The organism is Streptomyces sp. NPDC055966 (assembly GCF_042269865.1).
Lineage (GTDB): Bacteria > Actinomycetota > Actinomycetes > Streptomycetales > Streptomycetaceae > Streptomyces.
In genome coordinates, this window is record NZ_JBHJYK010000001.1 from 675,124 (window position 1) to 695,973 (window position 20,850).

20 protein-coding genes are annotated in these 20,850 nt (G+C 71.5%); 11 read left to right on the forward strand and 9 right to left on the reverse strand.

Annotation, left to right across the window (positions count from 1 at the left end; genetic code table 11):
• Positions 1-58: 58 nt before the first annotated feature.
• The 3 genes from ACFC8N_RS03090 to ACFC8N_RS03100 all read right to left on the reverse strand — a co-directional run bounded on the left by ACFC8N_RS03090 (position 59) and on the right by ACFC8N_RS03100 (position 3,158).
• Positions 59-1,507 carry a helix-turn-helix domain-containing protein gene (locus tag ACFC8N_RS03090; protein WP_376286262.1) on the reverse strand — a complete coding sequence of 483 codons (1,449 nt, stop codon included), beginning with the start codon at positions 1,505-1,507 and terminating at the stop codon, positions 59-61.
• 407 nt (positions 1,508-1,914) lie between these two features.
• Entirely contained in the window at positions 1,915-2,490 is a 576-nt protein-coding gene (locus ACFC8N_RS03095; RefSeq protein ID WP_376285835.1) for a cupin, read from the reverse strand.
• Positions 2,487-3,158 (reverse strand): class II aldolase/adducin family protein, encoded by a 672-nt coding sequence (locus tag ACFC8N_RS03100; protein ID WP_356023189.1) that lies wholly within the window; start codon positions 3,156-3,158, stop codon positions 2,487-2,489. Before ACFC8N_RS03100 ends, ACFC8N_RS03095 begins: the two co-directional genes overlap by 4 nt.
• 524 nt (positions 3,159-3,682) lie before the next feature.
• Between ACFC8N_RS03100 and ACFC8N_RS03105 the strand changes: the two genes are divergently transcribed.
• From ACFC8N_RS03105 to ACFC8N_RS03125, 5 genes are all read left to right on the forward strand, one after another.
• The gene (locus ACFC8N_RS03105) at positions 3,683-4,684 is read left to right on the forward strand and encodes a class I SAM-dependent methyltransferase (RefSeq protein ID WP_376285838.1); all 1,002 of its coding nucleotides are present in this window, start codon (positions 3,683-3,685) and stop codon (positions 4,682-4,684) included.
• 28 nt (positions 4,685-4,712) lie between these two features.
• Positions 4,713-5,702 carry a DMT family transporter gene (locus ACFC8N_RS03110; RefSeq protein WP_356023194.1) on the forward strand — a complete coding sequence of 330 codons (990 nt, stop codon included), beginning with the start codon at positions 4,713-4,715 and terminating at the stop codon, positions 5,700-5,702.
• On the forward strand, positions 5,699-6,346 hold the full coding sequence (locus tag ACFC8N_RS03115; RefSeq protein WP_376285841.1) for a class I SAM-dependent DNA methyltransferase: 648 nt from the start codon (positions 5,699-5,701) through the stop codon (positions 6,344-6,346). Before ACFC8N_RS03110 ends, ACFC8N_RS03115 begins: the two co-directional genes overlap by 4 nt.
• Positions 6,347-6,421: 75 nt before the next feature.
• Entirely contained in the window at positions 6,422-7,648 is a 1,227-nt protein-coding gene (gene metK / locus ACFC8N_RS03120) for a methionine adenosyltransferase (RefSeq protein ID WP_376285844.1), read from the forward strand.
• A 163-nt stretch (positions 7,649-7,811) separates the two neighbouring features.
• Complete coding sequence (locus ACFC8N_RS03125) at positions 7,812-8,795, forward strand: carbohydrate kinase family protein (protein ID WP_376285847.1); 984 nt, start codon at positions 7,812-7,814, stop codon at positions 8,793-8,795.
• A 12-nt stretch (positions 8,796-8,807) separates the two neighbouring features.
• Here ACFC8N_RS03125 and ACFC8N_RS03130 read toward each other — a convergent pair whose 3' ends face one another.
• Positions 8,808-9,572: an alpha/beta hydrolase gene (locus ACFC8N_RS03130; RefSeq protein ID WP_356023204.1), complete on the reverse strand. Its 765-nt coding sequence runs from the start codon at positions 9,570-9,572 to the stop codon at positions 8,808-8,810.
• Positions 9,573-9,643: 71 nt separating this feature from the next.
• Here ACFC8N_RS03130 and ACFC8N_RS03135 point away from each other — a divergent pair, with 71 nt between their 5' ends.
• Entirely contained in the window at positions 9,644-10,438 is a 795-nt protein-coding gene (locus ACFC8N_RS03135) for a phosphatase (RefSeq protein ID WP_376285850.1), read from the forward strand.
• A gap of 74 nt (positions 10,439-10,512) precedes the next feature.
• Here ACFC8N_RS03135 and ACFC8N_RS03140 read toward each other — a convergent pair whose 3' ends face one another.
• From ACFC8N_RS03140 to ACFC8N_RS03155, 4 genes are all read right to left on the reverse strand, one after another.
• A complete protein-coding gene (locus ACFC8N_RS03140) occupies positions 10,513-10,854 on the reverse strand; it encodes a hypothetical protein (protein WP_362819705.1) in 342 nt (113 codons plus the stop codon).
• A 261-nt stretch (positions 10,855-11,115) separates the two neighbouring features.
• The gene (tesB, locus tag ACFC8N_RS03145) at positions 11,116-11,985 is read right to left on the reverse strand and encodes an acyl-CoA thioesterase II (RefSeq protein ID WP_376285853.1); all 870 of its coding nucleotides are present in this window, start codon (positions 11,983-11,985) and stop codon (positions 11,116-11,118) included.
• A gap of 46 nt (positions 11,986-12,031) precedes the next feature.
• Positions 12,032-13,189, reverse strand: a complete 1,158-nt coding sequence (locus tag ACFC8N_RS03150; protein WP_356023214.1) for an acyl-CoA dehydrogenase family protein — start codon at positions 13,187-13,189, stop codon at positions 12,032-12,034.
• 94 nt (positions 13,190-13,283) lie between these two features.
• Entirely contained in the window at positions 13,284-13,889 is a 606-nt protein-coding gene (locus ACFC8N_RS03155) for a TetR/AcrR family transcriptional regulator (protein WP_356023216.1), read from the reverse strand.
• Positions 13,890-13,995: 106 nt separating this feature from the next.
• Between ACFC8N_RS03155 and ACFC8N_RS03160 the strand changes: the two genes are divergently transcribed.
• From ACFC8N_RS03160 to ACFC8N_RS03180, 5 genes are all read left to right on the forward strand, one after another.
• Entirely contained in the window at positions 13,996-15,612 is a 1,617-nt protein-coding gene (locus ACFC8N_RS03160; protein WP_362819708.1) for a carboxyl transferase domain-containing protein, read from the forward strand.
• An 11-nt stretch (positions 15,613-15,623) separates the two neighbouring features.
• Positions 15,624-17,558: a biotin carboxylase N-terminal domain-containing protein gene (locus tag ACFC8N_RS03165; RefSeq protein ID WP_376285857.1), complete on the forward strand. Its 1,935-nt coding sequence runs from the start codon at positions 15,624-15,626 to the stop codon at positions 17,556-17,558.
• Positions 17,555-18,499: a hydroxymethylglutaryl-CoA lyase gene (locus ACFC8N_RS03170; protein WP_376285860.1), complete on the forward strand. Its 945-nt coding sequence runs from the start codon at positions 17,555-17,557 to the stop codon at positions 18,497-18,499. Before ACFC8N_RS03165 ends, ACFC8N_RS03170 begins: the two co-directional genes overlap by 4 nt.
• A gap of 5 nt (positions 18,500-18,504) precedes the next feature.
• A complete protein-coding gene (locus ACFC8N_RS03175; protein WP_356023226.1) occupies positions 18,505-19,665 on the forward strand; it encodes an acyl-CoA dehydrogenase family protein in 1,161 nt (386 codons plus the stop codon).
• Between the two features lie 109 nt (positions 19,666-19,774).
• Positions 19,775-20,191 carry a hypothetical protein gene (locus ACFC8N_RS03180; RefSeq protein WP_376285863.1) on the forward strand — a complete coding sequence of 139 codons (417 nt, stop codon included), beginning with the start codon at positions 19,775-19,777 and terminating at the stop codon, positions 20,189-20,191.
• A gap of 274 nt (positions 20,192-20,465) precedes the next feature.
• Here the strand turns inward: ACFC8N_RS03180 and ACFC8N_RS03185 are convergent, their stop codons facing one another.
• The gene (locus tag ACFC8N_RS03185; protein ID WP_356023230.1) at positions 20,466-20,648 is read right to left on the reverse strand and encodes a hypothetical protein; all 183 of its coding nucleotides are present in this window, start codon (positions 20,646-20,648) and stop codon (positions 20,466-20,468) included.
• Between the last annotated feature and the right edge of the window lie 202 nt (positions 20,649-20,850).

The window sequence follows — 20,850 nt, forward strand, 5'->3', positions numbered from 1 at the left end:
CCCCGCCCGTGTCTCTCTTTCCGCTCCTCTCGCTCTCTCGCCCTCACGCCCGCTCTCCTCACCGAATACCGGTGTTCACCGGAACCGGCTTTCCGGTCCCGGACGCGACACGGGCACGCGCCGGGACGAAACGCGAATTCCGTTCCGCTCGCCGAGCGGGTACCCGGCCGCCGGCGGAGTTGCCGTCCAGCCGCCTGGCCAGGTCGGCGGCGTACGCCCGCAGCAGGTCGTGCATGAGGTAGTGGCGCTCGTCCTGGCTCCGGATCAGATGCGCGCCGGCGAGGCTGCGCAGCAGCCGTGCGGCCTCGTCCTGGCTGACGCCCGCGCTCGCCGCGGTGGCGGCGGCGTCGATCAGCCGGCCCGGGAGCAGCCCCAGCAGCCGGAAGACCCGGGCGGTCTGCTCGTCGAGCGCCTGGTAGGAGGCGTCGAACGCGTCACGGAGCACGACGTCGCCCTCGGCGAGCTCCAGCCGGGCGTGCTCCTGCTTGAGTTCGGTGGCCAGGGCGTCGGCGCTGTGGTGCTCATGGCTCACGATGCGCTCGGCCGCCAGGACCAGCGCGAGGGGGAGATGCCCGCAGCGTTCCGCCAGTACGGCCACCGCGGCGGGGTCGGCGTCGGCGCGTGCGCCGCCGATGGCCGAGCGGATCAGCAGGGCGGCCTCGGGCCGGCACAGCTCCCGCAGGGACAGGGTGACCGCGTCGGTCAGGGACATCAGTCCGGGCAGTCGTGAGCGGCTGGTCACCACGACGGCACAGCCCGCGGAGCCCGGGAGCAGGGGGCGGATCTGCTGGGCGTCCGCGGCGTTGTCCAGGACCAGCAGCACCTCACGGCCGTGCAGATAGGAACGGAAGGTGGCGGCCCGCTGGTCCAGGTCCGCCGGAACGCGCTCGGCGGGCACGCCCACGGCGCGGAGCAGGTCCGCCAGGACGTCGTACGGCGCCGCCGCGCCGCCCGGCTCGGGGCCCTGGAGATCGACGAACAGCTGTCCGTCGGCGAACCGGCCGTCGCTGACGGCCTGGTGGGCCCACTGCACGGCCAGCGCCGTCTTTCCCACGCCCGGCGGCCCGTTGATGACCGCGACGGGTACCGCGAGGGACTGCTCGTGGCCGTGCAGCAGCCTGTCCAGCCGGTCGAAATGACCGCGGCGGCCCACGAAGTGCCGCTTGGCCGCCGGTAGTTGGGCGGGCTGGACCCATCCCTGCTGCTGACGGGCCGCCGCTTCCAGGGCCAGGGCGATGGTGGTGAAGGTCCTGCCCCCGCTCAGCACCCGGTCGCAGGCCTTCGCGAAGCTCACCGAGGGCAGCCGCTTGTCCGTCTCGATCCTGCTGAGGTGCCCCCGGTTGAAGTGCATCCGGGCGGCGAGCTGCGAGAGCGAGAGCCCTCGCCGCTGCCGGTGGGCGCGGAGCAGCTGCCCGAACGTCCCCGCGGCGCCGGCACCCGCGGGACAGCCGGCTCCCGTGCGCGAAGAGTGCGTCGCTGCCGTGTCCTGTGCCAGTTCCCGTACCACTGTCAAGCCCCCTGTTGTACGAATGGTCCGAATCGGCCCGGCACGCCAGGTCGCGTACTCCGAGCCGGTCCAGGCGGGTTGCGCGGGTGTGCCGGCAGGGCGTACTCGTCCCCGAGTCCCTGGTGAGCACGTGATGGCCGACGCCGGCCGCGTCCCTCGTCCTGCCCCGTCCAGCCCCCGTCCGGCTCCTGCGGCGCGGTGGTCAGTGAGCCGGTGGCGGCCCCGGGACGTGCCGGGCGGGAAGAGCGGGCCTCCCGCTGCCGGAGCGGCCGGCCGTGGGCCGTGGGCGGCGACGCGTCGGCGAGCTGTCCGCCGCGGATCTCACGAGCGGTGCGGGTCCGGCGCGTCGGGCGTCTCGCCGCAGCCGCGACATCGCCCGGCCCGGACAGTGGTGCGGACGGCGCGGCTCATGACGTCGCCGGCAGTTCGTCGAAGGCCGGGAAGCGGGCGGCGATGCCGTCCGGCAGGAACCGGACCGGGCGCTCGCCGGCCTCCTGGAAGAAGCGGATCGCGGTGTAGCACGGGCGCGCTCCCGCGTCGAACCAGTGCGCCGTCCGTCCGGGCACGGACAGCAGGTCGCCCGCCGTGCACAGCATCGCGTGCACCTGTCCGGCGACATGGAGGTAGAAGCAGCCGGCCCCGTGCACCACGAAGCGCACCACGTCCTCGTCGTGGAAGTGTTCCGCACGGAACCTCGCACGGGCCGGACGTGTCCGCCGGGGACGGTCCCGGTCGCCCGGCGAGGAGGTCACGCGCGCGATGTCGGCGACCGGGTAGCCCTCGGCACCGAGATGCTCGATGTGGCTCCGGTAGGCATGTCTGATGGTGGCGTCGTCGGCGTCGGCCGGGAGCCGGCGGGCGGCGTGCCAGCGTGCGAAACGCACGCCGATTCCGAGCAGTTGCTTGTGGATGACGTCCACGTCGCCGGTCCGCACCCGCACCGTCTCCGGCGCGTCCTCCGGCATGATCTGCAACAGCGTCACCGAGCATGCACCGTGACCGCGCCGGCCGTGCCGGTGCCCGTCAGCAGGAGGAAGTGGCTCAGCTCCTCGATGCACTCCAGTCTGTCGCGCGCCTCGTCGGTGTCCCGGCCCCAGGCGAGGATGCCGCTGCGCTCGACGAGCAGGGCCGGCGGCACGTCGGCGGCCGAGGCGTCGAGGGCCCGCGTCACGTCGTCGGCGACGCGGGAGACGTCGGGCCGGTTGGCGACGACCGGCAGCGCGACCAGGCGGGGGTCCGGGCTGCCGAGGCCCTTCGCCATCTCCAGGTCCCGGAAGACGACGCGGCCGATGTGCCCGTCGCCGGCGGCCAGGGTGGCGAGGGCGGTGGAGTACGGGGCGTGCGCGTGGACCACTGCCGCGCAGTCGGGCAGCCGGCGGTGGACCGCGAGGTGGATCGGGGTCTCGGCGGGGGGCCACTCGGTCTCCCCGGACAGCGGCAGGCCCTCGAACGGGTCGACCAGCACCGTGTCCGCCGGATCCATCACGCCCTTGTTCAGACCGCCCGCCGTGATCATGACCGCTTCACCCGAGCGGAGCGAGACGCTGCCGAACGTTCCCGGCAGCCAGCCGGAGCGGTGCAGGGACCGGCCGACGAGCGAGAGGTGTGCACGCTGCAGCTCGGCGTCGTCGCGGATGTATACGGGTTTCACCGGGGCTCTTCTCCTGACAGATGGAGCGACACGCGTACATCTCCTTCGTGGGGGGAGAGAGATGGCGAGGTATACCTACCGGTATACCTACATGCTAGGGAGGCGATCTTTCCGGTGTCAACGACGCGGCGCCGGGGTGGCCGAATCGGGCCCTGGTGTTGAAATCTGACATCCCGTCTGGTAGCCGCCGGACCCGGCAAGGCGGCGAGACGTCCGCTTCGTGGAGGTATGCGAATCACCGCGGGCGCGGCCCGGAAATGAGCGCCCACCTCCCCGCAATGGCCAGAAGACGAGCACGGCACATGTGATGCGGCGTCGTACGTGTACAGCACATCGGGTCCCCTGCCCGGCGGTTCTGCCGTTGCCCGTCGAGAGACAACAGGCCGACCCTGTACAGCCGTTGCGCGAGATGACGATAGTGAAGCCACTTCCACCGCAGGGACGCCGGCCCCGTGAAAAGCGGGATGCGATTCCCACTCCTTTCTTCGGTGCAGGCCGCTGTCGTCACGTCTGAGGAGGCCTAGATGGGTGCACACACAGAATCTGCCGAACTGGTGGTGTCGCCGGGCGATTTCTTCCAGGTCGGTGAAACAAAGCGGATCAGGTCATCCATCGGACTCAGGCTGTCGGACCACTCCTACCTTCCGAAGGCGGACGAGCCGCGCGCCGACTGGGTCGCGAGCGTCGCCGTGCCGGCGTTCAAGACCCTGGCCCGGATGGGCGTCCTCGCCCCCGCCTTCTGCACGATCGGGACGGGCGCGGGGCTGGACGCCCTGGCGGCCGTGGAGATCCTGCACGCACGGACGGTGGGCTTCACCGACCTCCACGAAGACGTCCTCGCCCACGCGCGGGAGAACATCCGGAGCAATCTGCTCGACGACGACGTCCAACTGGTCGGCAGCGCCGGGGACATCCTCGCCCCGATGGCCGGACGGCTGTCCCAGGTCGACGTGGTCTACGAGAACCTCCCCAACATCCCGATGGCGGACAGCGGGGACCTCGCCGCCGGCCAGACCAGCTCGACCTTCATCACGGAGCGCAGCGAGGAGATCCCCGGCTTCGCCGAGAAGAACCTCGTCACGCTGCACTATCTGGCTCTCCAGCAGGCGCATCCGTTCCTCCGGGTCGGCGGCCATGTGCTGTCGTCCATCGGTGCGCGCGTGCCGTTGTCCGAGATCCTGGCCCTCTCCGGGGCCGCCGGATACAACGGCAGCATCCTGACCTACACCTGGAAGGTCCAGTCCGAACCGCGCGACGTCGTCGGCGGCTACGCCCAGTGGGAACGCGAGGGACTGGGGCCGTTCCACTTCTATCCGGTGAACATTCTGCGTGACGCGTTCGAGGGCCTGTCGGTCGCGGCGGCCGGAGCGCAGGCGCTCCGACTGGAAAAGAGGCTTTCGCCGTTCGAGATATCCGCGGCGGACGCGCTGGCCCTGGTGGAGCGCGGCGAAAGGGTCGGGCACACGGTCGCCGTTCTCGACTCCGTAAAGATTCCCGACTCCGGTGCGCCGAGGTGGAATTCATGAATTCCGGCGGCCGAAACACGGCTCTGTGATGGACAGCACGCGAAAGAACGTGGCCGCGGCGCTGACGGCGGCCCTGCTCTGGGCCTTCGCCTTCGTCGCGCCGGCCGCCGTCAAGCCCGCGAGCGAGCTGCTGCTGGTCACCGGCCGCTACTCCCTGTTCGGGCTGTGCGGCCTCTACGTCCTGTACCGGGGCCGGCGCCAGCTCGGGCAGATGCCCCTCCGGCGGGTCCTCTTCGGCCTGTACATCGGCTTCGTGGGGTATTTCTGCTTCTACGTCTGCGTCTCGTACTCCGCGACCATGGGCAGCGGCTTCATCACCGCCGTGGTCGTGGGATCGTCACCGATCACGATCGCGGTGGCCGGCAATTTCGCCGAAAAGCGAATGTCATGGAGCGAGTTGGTCGCACCGGTCGTCCTGATCCTGATCGGCCTCACCCTCCTCAGCTCCTCGGACTTCATCCACGGACAGCGTGCGGACGGCGCGAACGGCTCGATCCTCGGCATCGCGCTGGCCCTCGGGGCCATGCTCACCTGGTCCTACTTCGTGGTCCGCAACGCCCAGTCGCAGCGCACCTGGGAGACGAAGCCGGACCCCACCATCTGGGCGGCCCTGGTGGCGATGGGCGCCGGTGGCGCTTCCATGGTCCTGCTCCCCTTCGCCCTCGCCACCACGCCCGACGCGACGTTCACGCCGTACCCCCTGTTCAAGATCATCGCGTGGTGCGTCTTCCTGGGCGTCATCGGATCCTGGTGGGGGACGTACATCTGGGTGAAGGCGGCGCAGGGCATCCCGGTTCCGCTGGTCGGGCCGCTGCTCGCCACCGAGACCATCTTCGGGGCGGTCATGAGCCTGCCGGTGGAGCGGCGGACGCCCTCCTGGACCGAGGTCGGCGGTGCCCTGTTCGTGCTCTGCGGGATCGCCGTCTACCTGGTGTTCGACGTGAGGAACTCCCGCAGCGGGCCCAGTGCGCAGCGGCCACGCTCGTTGGCGTCATCCGACAAGGAGGCAATTTCATGAGCAACTCCTTCACCAACATCAAGAAGTCCCACGTGTTCTTCGACAACTCCCCCGGCCTGAAGAGCTACTACGAGGACTGGGCGCCGCGGTACGACGTGGACCTGACGGACCAGAAGTGGGTGTCGCCGCGTGTGGCCGCCAACCTGGTGCACCTGCTCGCCTACGCCTACGCGACGCCGCAGACCGCCGTCTTCGACGCCGGCTGCGGTACCGGCCTGGTCGGCGTCGTCCTGCGTTCGCTGGGCGACTACGTCATAGACGGCGTCGACCTGTCGGAGAACATGGCCGCCGAGGCCGGCAGGACCAACGCGTACCGGAAGGTCTACGGCGGCGTGGACCTCTCGGTGGCCCGGCGGGACGAGCGGCTGGACCGGTACGGCATCGTGGTCAGCAGCGGTGTGTTCACCCTCGGCCATGTGCGCCCGACGGCCCTGCTCACGCTGATCGAGTACGCGCTGCCGGGCGGACTGATCGTGGTGTCCACCCGCGGCAGCTACGCCACCGCGACGGGATTCGAGGACTTCGCCCGCTCGGACCGGGTCCGAGAGCTGGTCTCGCTGGAGTTCACGCTCCGCGACGCCCACTACATCGCCGAGGAGGGGGGCGACTACTGGGTCTTCCGCAAGACCGGACCGGCGCGGTGACCAGGGCGCGGCGCAGCCGCGCCGGTACGGCCGAGCGCGTACCACCCGCCCACCCCTCTTCCGTTCTGGAGTGCCATGTCCCGCTCCCTGTTCACCTCGGAGTCCGTGACCGAGGGACATCCCGACAAGATCGCCGACCAGATCAGTGACACCGTCCTCGACGCGCTGCTGCGTCAGGACCCCGCCTCGCGCGTCGCGGTCGAGACGCTCGTCACCACCGGTCAGGTGCACCTCGCGGGCGAGGTGACGACCTCCGCCCGCGTCGACATCCCCGCGCTGGTGCGGGAGAAGATCCTCGACATCGGCTACGACGCCTCGGCCAAGGGCTTCGACGGCGCCTCGTGCGGGGTGTCGGTGTCGATCGGAGCGCAGTCCCCGGACATCGCGCAGGGCGTCGACACGGCGTACGAGTCCAGGGTCGCGGGCGCCGCCCCGTCGGCCGGGGCCGACGAGCTGAGCCGGCAGGGCGCGGGCGACCAGGGCCTGATGTTCGGCTACGCGACCACCGAGACGCCGACCCTGATGCCGCTGCCGATCGAGCTGGCGCACCGCCTCTCGCGCCGTCTGACGCAGGTCCGCAAGGACGGCACCGTGCCCTACCTGCGCCCCGACGGCAAGACCCAGGTCACCATCGAGTACCTGGGCAGCCGGCCGGTCCGCCTGGACACCGTCGTCGTCTCCTCGCAGCACGCGAGCGACATCGACCTGGACCGAATGCTGGCGCCCGACGTCCGCGAGTACGTCGTCGAGCACGTCCTCGCCCAACTCGCCGACGACGGCATCAAGTTGGACACCGACGGCTACCGCCTGCTGGTCAACCCGACCGGCCGCTTCGAGATCGGCGGCCCGATGGGCGACGCGGGCCTGACCGGCCGCAAGATCATCATCGACACCTACGGCGGCTACGCCCGGCACGGCGGCGGCGCGTTCTCCGGCAAGGACCCGTCCAAGGTGGACCGTTCGGCGGCGTACGCGATGCGCTGGGTCGCCAAGAACGTCGTCGCGGCCGGGCTGGCCGAGCGGTGCGAGGTGCAGGTCGCGTACGCCATCGGCAGGGCCGAGCCGGTGGGCCTGTTCGTCGAGACGTTCGGCACCCACGCGGTCGCCGTCGAGAGGATCGAGCACGCCGTCACCGAGGTCTTCGACCTGCGCCCGGCCGCGATCATCCGCGATCTCGACCTGCTGCGTCCGATCTACGGCCGGACCGCGGCCTACGGCCACTTCGGCCGTGAGCTGCCGGACTTCACCTGGGAGCGCACCGACCGCGCCGCCGCCCTGCGCCAGGCGGTGGCGGCGGGCTGACGGCGCGCCACCGGACGAGGTCCGGCGCGACGGACGGCGGTGCGCGGTTTCCCCCGACCGCGCACCGCTTCCCCGCACGGCGCCGCACGCGCCGTTCCCTCACCTCCCCTCCCCTCTCTCCCTCTCTCCCCTGCCCCGGCCTCAGGACCAAGGAGTGCCGTCCATGCGTATCGCCGTGACCGGGTCGATAGCGACCGACCATCTGATGGTGTTTCCCGGGCGCTTCGCCGAGCAGCTCATCAAGGAGCGACTGGAGCGGATCTCCCTGTCGTTCCTCGCCGACCGGCTGGAGGTGCGCAGAGGCGGGGTCGGCGCCAACATCGCCTTCGGGCTCGGCCTGCTCGGCCTCGATCCGCTGCTGGTCGGTGCGGCGGGCGTCGACTTCGCCGAGTACGGCGCCTGGCTGCGGGCGCACGGCGTCGACACGTCCGGCGTCCGCGTCAGCGAACGTCTGCACACCGCGCGCTTCGTGTGCACCACCGACGAGGACCAGAACCAGATCGCCACCTTCTACGCCGGTGCCATGGCCGAGGCGTCCCGGATCGACCTGGCCGCGGTCGCCGGGCGCAGCGGCAGGCCCGCGCTCGTGCTGATCGGCGCCGACGACCCCGCCGCCATGCTGCGCCACACCGCCGCGGCCCACCGTCTCGGCATCCCGGTCGCCGCCGACCCCTCCCAGCAGCTCGCCCGCCTCGACCGCGAGCAGGCCCGTCAACTCGTCGACGGCGTACGATGGTTGTTCACCAACGAGTACGAGGCCGCGCTGCTGCTCGAACGCACCGGCTGGACCCGCGAGCACCTGCTCGGCCGGACCGGCACCTGGATCACCACGCTGGGCGAGGCCGGAGTGTCCCTGGCCCGCTCCGGCGCGCCCGCCCTGCGGATACCCGCCGTGCCCGCGGACGAGATCGCCGACCCCACGGGGGCGGGGGACGCCTTCCGCTCCGGCTTCCTCGCCGGTACGGCGTGGGGCCGGCCGCAGGAACAGTCCGCCCGGCTCGGCTGCGCCCTGGCCACCACGGCGCTGGAGTCGGTCGGCACCCAGGAGTACAAGCTGATCCCGTCGGATCTCGTCGCCCGCATCGACCGGGCGTACGGCGCGGACACGGCCCGCGCCCTCGAACCCCGGCTGGCGCAGGTGCCGTGACGCCGCCGGGGATCACGCCAGGCCGGCCGCCGTCGCGCGCGCGAATCCCTCGGGGTTGTCCAGCATGATGTTGTGGCCGCAGTCCGGTACCCGCGTCACGGTGACGCCGGCCGCCTCCAGGGACTCGATGCCGGTGAAGGCGTCATCGGCCTCGGGGAGCAGGTAGGTGCGCGGAATCGGCAGGCCGACGAGGAGTTGGCGCATGGTGGGGGTGGTGCCGCGGACGAGATGCGCGGCGCTGCGGTACAGCCCCTCGCGGCCGGCCAGGCGCATGGTGGACCACCAGTGCGGGCCGACCCGGTCGCGGACCTCCGCCCAGCCGCCCGCCAGGAACTCCTCCTCCGAGTAGGACGCGATGCCGCTGCTGCCGCCCCCGCGGGGCCGGGGCTGGAGCGGATCGAGGTTGGCGTCGATCAGGACGAGGCGTGAGACCAGCCCGGGGTGGCGGGCGGCCAGGACGATCGCCACGGAGCCGCCCATGCTGTGCGCGACGAGTTCGCCGCCCGTGACACCGGCGGAGGTCAGGGCGGCGGCCAGCGTGTCCGCGTGGGATTCGAGCGTGTAGTCGAAGTCCGTCGGACGGTCGCTGATGCCGTGTCCGAGCAGGTCGACCAGCAGCGAGCGGCGGCCTGCGAGCAGCGGGTGGACCGCGGCCGCGGCGAAGTACGCCGGCGAGGTGGCTCCCAGGCCGTGCACGTACACACGGGGCGCCTCCTCCCCCGGCAGTTCCACCCAGCGCATCAGATCACCCGCGGGTGTCACAGCGGCGGCACGCATGTCCGCTCCCCTCCCCCTATGTCGATTCGACATACCTTACGCCCGCCCCGCGCTGCCTCACAATGGAAGGCATGCCGATATCCGGGACACCCAGCCGCGCCCAGCTCGTCGACCATCTGGTGAGGACCCGTATCGCGGGGGACGTCGCCACGCCCCGCGAGAACAACCTCTCCCACTACCGCAAGCTGGCCAACGGCGACCGCCACTTCTGGCTCGGTCTGGAGCTGGACGACCGCTGGGCGGACGAGCAGGACGTGCTCGCCGTGATGGCCGAGCGGGTGGGCGTCAACGACGACCCCGAGTACCGGTACGGACAGGACACCATCGACCCCGAGTTGACCGTGGACGGGCTGGAGCGGATGGCGGCGCGGCTGCGCAAGGCGGCCGAGGGGCGCCAGCGGGTGCTGTTCGCGACCGGTCACCCGGGCGGCCTGCTGGACGTGCACCGGGCCACGGCCGCCGCGCTGCGCGCCGCCGGCTGCGAGATCGTGGTCATCCCGGACGGGCTCCAGACGGACGAGGGGTACGTCATGCAGTTCGCGGACGTGGCGGTGCTGGAGCACGGGGCGACGCTGTGGCACACCCACTCCGGGGAGCCGATGCGGGCCGTTCTGACGGGACTTGAGCGCGAGGGGCGTCCGCTGCCCGACCTCGTCGTCGCCGACCACGGGTGGGCCGGGTACGCCGGGCAGCACGGTGTCGACTCCGTCGGGTACGCCGACTGCAACGACCCGGCGCTGTTCCTCGCCGAGTCCGAGGGCACCCTCCAGGCCGTCGTACCGCTGGACGACCATGTGCTGAGCCCGCGTTACTACGACCCGCTGACGGCCTATCTGCTGGCGGAGTCGGGGCTCGTGACGGACTGACAGCACCGGACAACAGCACTGTGCGGCTCCTCGCGCGCGGAGCCGCACAGTGTAGGCGCTGTCTGCGTCAGTGGTCAGCGACCGTTGTCGCCACCGCCGTTGCGGCCGTTGTCGCCGCCGCCGTTGCGGCCGTTGTCGCCGCCACCGCGGCCGTTGTCACCGCCGCGGCCGTTGTCGCCGCCGTTGCGGCCGCGGTCGCCGCCACCGCCGTTGCGGCCGCGGTTGCCGCCGTGGTGACGGCCGCCGTGATGGTGACGGCCGCCGCCGCAGCCGCATTCGTGGTGCCGGTGGTGGCCGCCGCGGTGGCCCTCGGGCGCCGCAGCAGCGGTGCCGGCCGCGCCGATCGAGGCTCCGCCCGCCAGCATCAGGCCGGCAGTGGACAGCACGACATAACGCTTGATGCGCTGTGCTCGCATGGGTTGTACCCTTTCGTTTCCATCATCTGCCGCGTGTCCCGGGGAAGGGGAGGGGCGGGTCGGATGGTCGGGCGCCGCGCTCACGGAGGGGGAAGGCACGGCGCGCTCTTCAGGTGTCACCGCAGAGGTTGGCCACACGGCCATGCCTTCCGGCATCACACGTTCCGCTTGCACGAATCGTGTCCGGTCGGTCACGCCGTGTACTGCGGCTTCACTGAATGAGCGTAGTGGCCTATCCGCCATCCGGCATCTCGGGACGAATCAGGCACGTGGGACGCGGACCACGCCCTCCTGGATGACGGTGATGGCGAGTTGCCCGTCCTGCGTGTAGATCCGGGCCTGGCCGAGACCCCGGCCGCCGTGCGCGGACGGCGACTCCTGGTCGTACAGCAGCCATTCGTCGGCGCGGAAGGGCCGGTGGAACCACATCGCGTGGTCCAGCGAGGCGCCCACGACGTCCCCCACGGCCCAGCCACCACGGCCGTGCGCGAGCAGCACGGAGTCGAGGAGGGTCATGTCGGAGACATAGGTGGCGAGGACGACATGGAGGAGGGGGTCGTCGTCGAGCTTGCCGTTGGTGCGGAACCACACCTGCGAGTGCGGTTCGCGCGCCGTGCCGAACCGGCCGTACGGCGGCTCCTCGACGTAGCGCAGATCGACCGCTTCCCGGGCCTCAAGGAACTTCTCGACCACGGCCGGATCGAGATGGCCGTAGCCGCGCAGCCGCTCCTGGGAGGTGGGCAGGGTCGCCGGGTCCGGGGCGGGCGGCATCGGCGTCTGGTGGTCGAGCCCGTCCTCGTCCACCTGGAAGGAGGCGGAGAGGTGGAAGATCGGCTTGCCGTGCTGTACGGCGACGACGCGGCGCGTGGTGAAGGAGCGGCCGTCGCGGATGCGGTCCACGGTGTAGACGATCGGCGCGCCGGGGTCGCCCGGGCGCAGGAAGTACGCGTGGAGGGAGTGGGCGGGCCGGTCCGCGGGGACCGTCCGCCCTGCGGCGACCAGCGCCTGCGCCGCGACCTGCCCGCCGAAGACGCGGGGTACGACGGCGGAGCGGGACTGGCCGCGGAAGATGTCCTCCTCGATCTGCTCCAGGTCGAGCAGATCGAGGAGGTCCTGAAGTGCCTGGCTCATGGCGTCAGTTGTACCGGCCACTCGTGGGCGGCGGGTTGCACGGCCCTTACAGGCCCATGTCCTTGGCGATGATGGACTTCATGATCTCGCTGGTGCCGCCGTAGATGCGGTTGACGCGGTTGTCGGCGTACAGGCGGGCGATCGGGTACTCGTTCATGTAGCCGTAGCCGCCGTGCAGCTGGAGGCAGCGGTCGATCACGCGGTGGGCGACCTCGGTGCAGAACAGCTTCGCGGAGGCGGCCTCGGCGGGCGTCAGCTCGCCGGCGTCCAGGGCCTCGGTGGCGCGGTCGGCGACGGCCTCGGCGGCGTCGACCTCGGCCTGGCAGGCGGCCAGCTCGAACTTGGTGTTCTGGAAGTGGGCGACCGGCTTGCCGAAGACGGTGCGCTCCTGCACGTACTGCTTGGCGAACCGGACGGCGGCCTTGGCCTGCGCGTAGGCGCCGAAGGCGATGCCCCAGCGCTCGGAGGCGAGGTTGTGGCCGAGGTAGTAGAAGCCCTTGTTCTCCTCGCCGAGCAGGTCCTCGACGGGCACCTTGACGTCGACGAACGCCAGCTCGGCGGTGTCGGAGGTCTTCAGGCCGAGCTTGTCGAGCTTGCGGCCGACGGAGTAGCCCTCGGACTTGGTGTCGACGGCGAACAGGGAGATGCCGTGGCGGCGGTCCTCGGCGGTGGGCGCGGAGGTGCGGGCGCACACGATCACGCGGTCGGCGTGGACGCCGCCGGTGATGAAGGTCTTGGCGCCGTTGAGGACGTAGTGCGTGCCGTCCTCGGAGAGCTTGGCGGTGGACTTCATGCCCGCGAGGTCGGAACCGGTGCCCGGCTCCGTCATCGCGATGGCCCACATCTCCTCGCCGGTGACGAACTTCGGCAGGTAGCGCTTCTTCTGCTCGTCCGTGGCCAGCATCTTGATGTAGGGCAGGGCGAGCAGCACGTGCACGCCGGAGCCGCCGAACTGGACGCCCGCGCGCGCGGTCTCCTCGTAGAGGACGGCCTCGAACTTGTGGCTGTCCAGGCCCGCGCCACCGAACTCCTCGGGCACGTTGATGCCGAAGATGCCCAGCTCGCCGAGCTTGTAGTAGAAGTCGCGCGGCGCCTGGCCGGCGGCGAACCACTCGTCGTAGACCGGCACGACCTCGGCCTCGATGAAGGCGCGGAGGGTCTCCCGGAACGCCTCGTGATCCTCGTTGAACACCGTACGGCGCACGGTTACCTCCACGTACCTCGGCACATCGGCTGTCTAAGCGCTTGCTCAGACTCGAAGATACCGGCCAGTACGCGGCCGCGTCCAGAGATGCACGTCACTCCCCGGCGACGCCCGCCGCCTCGAACGCCCCGCACGCCATCCGGTGCAGCAGGGCGGCCGTGGCGCCGCGGCCGGGCAGGGTGCCGGCGCGGCCGAGGTGGGGGGTGGAGTTCAGCAGGCCGAAGACCGAGTGGACGGCGGAGCGGGCGGCGGGCTCGGTCAGCGCCGGGTACACCTCGCGGACCACCTCCACCCACAGCTCGACGTACTGCCGCTGGAGCTGGCGCACCAGCTTGCGGTCGCTGTCGCGCAGCCGGTCCAGCTCGCGGTCGTGCAGGGTGATCAGCGGGCGGTCGTCCAGGGCGAAGTCGATGTGGCCCTCGACGAGCGAGTCGAGGACGGCTCGCGCGCCGGTGGCGCCGTCCGCCTCCGCCAGCCGCCGTCTGGCCCCCGTCAGCAGCTGGCCGCTGATGCCCACCAGCAGCTCGGCGAGCATCGCGTCCTTGCCCGGGAAGTGGCGGTACAGGCCGGGGCCGCTGATACCGACGGCTGCGCCTATCTCGTCCACCCCGACACCGTGGAATCCGCGCTCGGCGAAGAGCCGGGCGGCCTCCTTCAGGATCTGCTCGCGCCGGGTGGGGGCGTCGGTTCTGGTGACCATGCAGTAATTCTAGACAGGGAGGTTAGCGGTCGTTAACCTGGAGGAAATGGTTAACGCTCATTAACACGTGATCCACGGGTTCGATCACCGGTGAGGGGACCGCAGGATGCAGGAGGCACCGGAGCTCCGGAGCGCGGCAGATCCCGCGTCGGAGGCCTGGCGGGCCAATGAACAAGCCCATCTCGCGCTCGTCGGGGAGCTGCGCGGCAAGCTGGCCGCGGCGGCGCTCGGCGGCGGCGAGAAGGCCCGCGCCCGGCACACCGCGCGCGGCAAGCTGCTGCCCAGGGACCGGGTGGACACGCTGCTCGACGCGGGCTCGCCGTTCCTGGAGCTGGCCCCGCTCGCGGCCGAGGGGATGTACGACGGCGCGGCCCCGGCCGCCGGCGTGATCGCCGGGATCGGGCGGGTCAGCGGGCGCGAGTGCGTGATCGTCGCCAACGACGCCACGGTCAAGGGCGGCACGTACTACCCGATGACCGTGAAGAAGCACCTGCGCGCCCAGGAGGTGGCCCTCGACAACCGCCTGCCGTGCGTCTACCTGGTCGACTCCGGCGGCGCCTTCCTGCCGATGCAGGACGAGGTGTTCCCGGACCGCGAGCACTTCGGGCGGATCTTCTACAACCAGGCGCGGATGTCCGGGGCCGGGATCCCGCAGATCGCGGCCGTCCTCGGGTCCTGCACGGCGGGCGGGGCGTACGTCCCGGCGATGAGCGACGAGGCGGTGATCGTCCGCGGCCAGGGGACGATCTTCCTCGGCGGACCCCCGCTGGTGAAGGCCGCGACCGGTGAGGTCGTCACGGCCGAGGAGCTGGGCGGCGGCGAGGTCCACTCCCGGGTCTCGGGCGTCACCGACCACCTCGCCGAGGACGACGCGCACGCGCTCAGGATCGTGCGGAACATCGTCGCCACGCTGCCCGCCCGGCGCTCCCTGCCCTGGGACGTCACCCCGGTCGCCGAGCCCAAGGCCGACCCCTACGGGCTGTACGGCGCGGTCCCGGTCGACTCCCGTACCCCCTACGACGTACGCGAGATCATCGCGCGCATCACGGACGGCTCCCGGTTCGCCGAGTTCAAGAGCGAGTTCGGGCAGACGCTCGTCACCGGCTTCGCGCGGATCCACGGCCACCCGGTCGGGATCGTCGCCAACAACGGCATCCTCTTCTCCGAGTCCGCGCAGAAGGGCGCCCACTTCATCGAGCTGTGCGACCAGCGCGGGATCCCGCTGGTGTTCCTCCAGAACATCTCGGGGTTCATGGTCGGCAAGGACTACGAGGCGGGCGGTATCGCCAAGCACGGCGCCAAGATGGTGACGGCGGTGGCCTGCACGCGCGTGCCGAAGCTGACGGTGGTGGTCGGCGGTTCGTACGGCGCGGGCAACTACTCGATGTGCGGCCGGGCCTACTCCCCCCGCTTCCTGTGGATGTGGCCGAACGCCAAGATCTCCGTCATGGGCGGCGAGCAGGCGGCGTCCGTCCTCGCCACGGTCAAGCGCGACCAGCTGGAGGCGCGCGGCGAGCAGTGGCCCGCCGAGGACGAGGACGCCTTCAAGGCACCGATCCGCGCGCAGTACGAGCGCCAGGGCAACGCCTACTACGCCACCGCCCGCCTCTGGGACGACGGCGTGATCGACCCGCTGGAGACCCGTCAGGTGCTGGGACTCGCGCTGACGGCTTGTGGCAACGCGCCGCTGGGCGACCCCCAGTTCGGCGTCTTCCGGATGTGAGGAGGGGAACCGTGTTCGACACAGTGCTGGTCGCCAACCGGGGCGAGATCGCCGTACGCGTCATCCGTACGCTCCGCTCGCTGGGCGTGCGCTCGGTGGCGGTCTTCTCCGACGCCGACGCGGACGCGCGGCATGTCCGGGAGGCCGACACGGCGGTACGGATCGGCCCGGCGCCGGCGGCCGAGAGCTATCTGTCGGTGGAGCGCCTGCTGGAAGCGGCCGGCCGTACGGGTGCGCAGGCCGTGCACCCGGGGTACGGCTTCCTCGCCGAGAACGCCGCCTTCGCGCGCGCCTGCGAGGAGGCGGGGCTGGTGTTCATCGGCCCGTCCGCGGACGCGATCGCGCTCATGGGCGACAAGATCCGCGCCAAGGAGACGGTGCGGGCGGCCGGGGTACCGGTGGTGCCCGGCGGCCGCGATCCCGAACTGGCCGAGGCCGCCCGCGCGTTGGGCGCCCCCGTGCTGCTGAAGCCGTCGGCGGGCGGCGGCGGCAAGGGCATGCGCCTGGTGCGGGACATGACGGCCCTGGAGGAGGAGATCGCCGCCGCCCGACGCGAGGCCCGCGCCTCCTTCGGCGACGACACGCTGCTCGTGGAGCGGTGGATCGACCGGCCCCGGCACATCGAGATCCAGGTGCTGGCCGACGGCCACGGGAACGTCGTGCACCTCGGCGAGCGCGAGTGCTCGCTCCAGCGGCGGCACCAGAAGGTCGTCGAGGAGGCGCCGAGCGTGCTCCTCGACGCGGCCACGCGCGCGTCGATGGGCGAGGCGGCCGTGCAGGCGGCCCGCTCCTGCGGGTACCGGGGCGCGGGCACGGTGGAGTTCATCGTGCCGGGAGGCGACCCGACGCAGTACTACTTCATGGAGATGAACACCCGTCTCCAGGTGGAGCACCCGGTCACCGAACTTGTCACCGGGCTGGACCTGGTGGAGTGGCAGCTGCGGGTGGCGGCCGGCGAGGAACTGGGCTTCGCACAGGCGGACGTGACCCTGACCGGTCACGCGATCGAGGCCCGCATCTGCGCCGAGGACCCCGCGCGCGGCTTCCTTCCCTCCGGCGGCACGGTGCTGCTGCTGGACGAGCCGCGGGGCGACGGCGTCCGCACGGACTCCGGGCTCAGCGAGGGCACCGAGGTGGGCAGCCTGTACGACCCGATGCTGTCCAAGGTCATCGCCTACGGCCCCGACCGCGGGACGGCGCTGGCGAGGCTCCGGGCGGCCCTCGCGCAGACGGTCACGCTGGGCGTGCCGACCAACGCGGGCTTCCTGCGGCGGCTTCTGGGCCATCCCGCGGTCGTGGCCGGCGAGTTGGACACGGGGCTCGTCGAGCGGGTGGTGGACGAACTGGTCCCCGCGCAGGTGCCGGAGGAGGTGTACGAGGCCGCGGCGGCCGTACGCGCGGCAGCGCTGGAGCCCCGCGCCGAGGGCTGGGTCGACCCCTTCTCGGTGCCGAGCGGCTGGCGCCTGGGCGGCACCCCGAAGCCGCCCGTCTTCCATCTGCGGGTGCAGGACCCGGTGGCGTACACCCCCCGGGGCTCCCACACCGTCACCGGGGACCGGGTGAGCGTCACGCTGGACGGCGTCCGGCACACCTTCCACCGGGCCGGTGACTGGGTCGGGCGCGACGGCGACGCCTGGCAGGTGCGCGACCACGACCCGGTCGCCGCGTCCCTGAGCGGGGCCGCGCACGCGGGCGCCGACTCGCTGACCGCGCCGATGCCGGGCACGGTCACGGTGGTGAAGGTCGCCGTCGGCGACGAGGTCGCGGCCGGACAGAGCCTGCTGGTGGTGGAGGCCATGAAGATGGAGCACGTCATCTCCGCCCCGCACGCGGGCACGGTCGCCGAGCTGGACGTGACGCCGGGCACGACGGTCGCCATGGACCAGGTGCTCGCGGTGATCGCACCACACGAGGAGAACGGGGCGACCGGGGAGGTGGCGCAGTGACCGCCGAGGGTCTGCCCATGGTCGTACCGGCCACCGACCTGCCCGAGCGGGTCCGGATCCACGAGGTCGGGGCGCGCGACGGGCTGCAGAACGAGAAGACGGCCGTACCGACCGAGGTGAAGGCGGAGTTCGTCCGCCGGCTCGCCGACGCCGGCCTGACGACGATCGAGGCGACGAGCTTCGTACACCCCAAGTGGGTGCCCCAACTGGCCGACGCCGAGCAGCTGTTCCCGCTGGTGAAGGACGTTCCGGGGGTGGAGCTCCCGGTGCTGGTCCCCAACCAGCGCGGCCTGGAGCGGGCCCTGGCCCTCGGCGCCGAGCGGATCGCCGTGTTCGCGAGCGCCACCGAGTCCTTCGCGAAGGCCAACCTCAACCGCTCGCTGGACGAGTCGCTGGCCGTGTTCGCGCCGGTGGTGCGCCGGGCGAAGGACGAGGGCGTGCACGTGCGCGGCTATGTGTCCATGTGCTTCGGCGACCCGTGGGAGGGGGCGGTCCCGCTGCACCAGGTGGCCCGCGTCTGCACCGCCCTGCGGGACATGGGCTGCGACGAGCTGAGCCTCGGCGACACGATCGGCGTGGCGACCCCGGGCCACGTGCTCGAACTGCTCTCCCTGCTGAACGAGGAGGGCGTGCCGACGAACACGATCGGCGTGCACTTCCACGACACCTACGGCCAGGCGCTCGCGAACACCTACGCGGCGCTGGAGCACGGGGTGACCACGGTCGACGCGTCCGCCGGTGGCCTCGGCGGCTGCCCGTACGCCAGGTCGGCCACCGGCAATCTCGCGACCGAGGACCTCGTCTGGATGCTGCACGGCCTCGGCATCGAGACCGGGGTCGACCTCGGCCGTCTCACCGCCACCAGCGTGTGGATGGCCGAACGGCTGGGCCGCCCCAGCCCGTCCCGTACCGTCCGCGCTCTCTCCCACAAGGACCAGTGATCAGCATGGACCACCGTCTCAGCCCCGAGCTGGAGGAACTCCGCCGTACGGTTGAGGAGTTCGCGCACGACGTGGTGGCGCCGAAGATCGGCGACTTCTACGAGCGACACGAGTTCCCGTACGAGATCGTCCGCGAGATGGGCCGCATGGGCCTGTTCGGGCTGCCGTTCCCGGAGGAGTACGGCGGCATGGGCGGCGACTACCTGGCCCTCGGCATCGCGCTGGAGGAGCTGGCGCGGGTCGACTCCTCCGTGGCCATCACCCTGGAGGCGGGCGTCTCGCTGGGCGCCATGCCGCTGCACCTGTTCGGCACGCAGGAGCAGAAGCGCGAGTGGCTGCCCCGGCTGTGCGCCGGCGAGATCCTGGGCGCGTTCGGCCTGACCGAGCCGGACGGCGGCTCGGACGCCGGGGCGACGCGCACCACGGCCCGCCTGGACGCGGACACGAACGAATGGGTGATCAACGGCACGAAGTGCTTCATCACCAACTCCGGTACGGACATCACCGGTCTGGTGACGGTCACGGCGGTCACCGGCCGCAAGCCGGACGGCAAGCCGCTCATCTCCTCCATCATCGTCCCGTCGGGCACGCCCGGCTTCACGGTGGCGGCGCCGTACTCGAAGGTCGGCTGGAACGCCTCGGACACCCGTGAGCTGTCCTTCTCGGACGTCCGCGTCCCGGCGGCCAACCTGCTGGGCGAGGAGGGCCGGGGCTACGCCCAGTTCCTGCGCATCCTGGACGAGGGCCGCATCGCCATCGCGGCGCTCGGGACGGGCCTGGCGCAGGGCTGTGTGGACGAGTCGGTGAAGTACGCGAAGGAGCGCGAGGCGTTCGGCCGTCCGATCGGCGCCAACCAGGCGATCCAGTTCAAGATCGCCGACATGGAGATGAAGGCCCACACGGCCCGCCTGGCCTGGCGCGACGCGGCGAGCCGCCTGGTCGCCGGTGAGCCCTTCAAGAAGGAGGCGGCCCTGGCCAAGCTCTACTCCTCCACCGTCGCGGTGGACAACGCCCGCGACGCGACCCAGATCCACGGCGGCTACGGCTTCATGAACGAGTACCCGGTGGCCCGCATGTGGCGGGACTCCAAGATCCTGGAGATCGGCGAGGGCACGAGCGAGGTCCAGCGGATGCTGATCGCGCGTGAGCTGGGGCTGGTGAGCTAGAGGTACCGGGTGGTCTTCGGCGAATCAGGTGGTTCTCCCGGGGCAGGGCATTGCGTGACGGGCGTGCGGGACGTTGGTCAGCGCGTCCGTCATCTGCCTGGAGGTAACCGTGGAAGCCGCGAAGTACGCGACCGGATTGACGCTGGGACTGATGGTGACCGCCACGCTGGTCACCCCGGCCGCTTCCGCCGCGCCGCACTCGGCTCGGGCCGACCGCCTCGTCCTCACCGACTCCGACAACGGCCGCAGCGTGGCCCGGTCGGTCGGTGACGACACCGAGATCCGCCTGAAGGCCTCCCGCGAGCGGGGCCTGACGTACACGTGGAGCATGCCGAGCACTCGCGACGCCCACGTCCTGACTCGGACTGTCAGCGGCATGACACCGGCCGGTGACGCGTACGCGGTCGTGCACGCGGACGGCCCGGGCACCAGCACCATCACCGCCGTGCGGCAGTGCCACGCCGGCCCCGGGCACGCGTGCCCCCGTGCCATCGCGCCGTGGAAGGTCACCATCGAGGTGAGCTGAGGCAGTGCGATGAGACGCCGCGCGGCGTCGGTCGCCAGGACATGCTGGTGGCTTTGAAGGCCGACGCCGCGCATCACCCTGGGCTCGGTTGAGGGGCACGGGTGAGATCGAAGCTGCCTGCGCAGAGCCGTCGTGTCGTGCCACGGCCGCGGCATCGCGCACCCCACCGTGCTGAACGTGCCGGCCGCGTTGCTCCTCGGCCCCGGCACTGCGCTCTTGCAGGGCCGTCCAAAGGCCTCCCCGGTGTCGCCGGCGAAGCGGGGCGCCATGCCGGTCATGCCGGCTCCGGAGGGTCGGCGTCGTCCCGCTGCCGCTCGCCCCTGCGGGCCTCGGCCACGACGCGACGCCAGGCACGGATCACGTCGGGCACCTGGTCGAGGATGCCCTTGAGGGCAAAGAGGAAGGCGGAGACGACACCCGCCGTCCCCAGAATTCCCAGGACGATCTGTAGATCCACGCTCGGCTGCCTTCCACGGAAGGAGGGGGCCGAACCGAGGGCGAACCACGTGGAGGATGGCAGGTGTCTCAGGCCGACCACCCCGGTAACGGATGATCAACTGAGGCCCTGCCGACGCACAGGCCGTGTGTGCAGTTGTCGCGATTGACGCGGTGTCCTCTACTGACACCGCGCCCGAAAGGGACGTCGGACCCATTCCCGT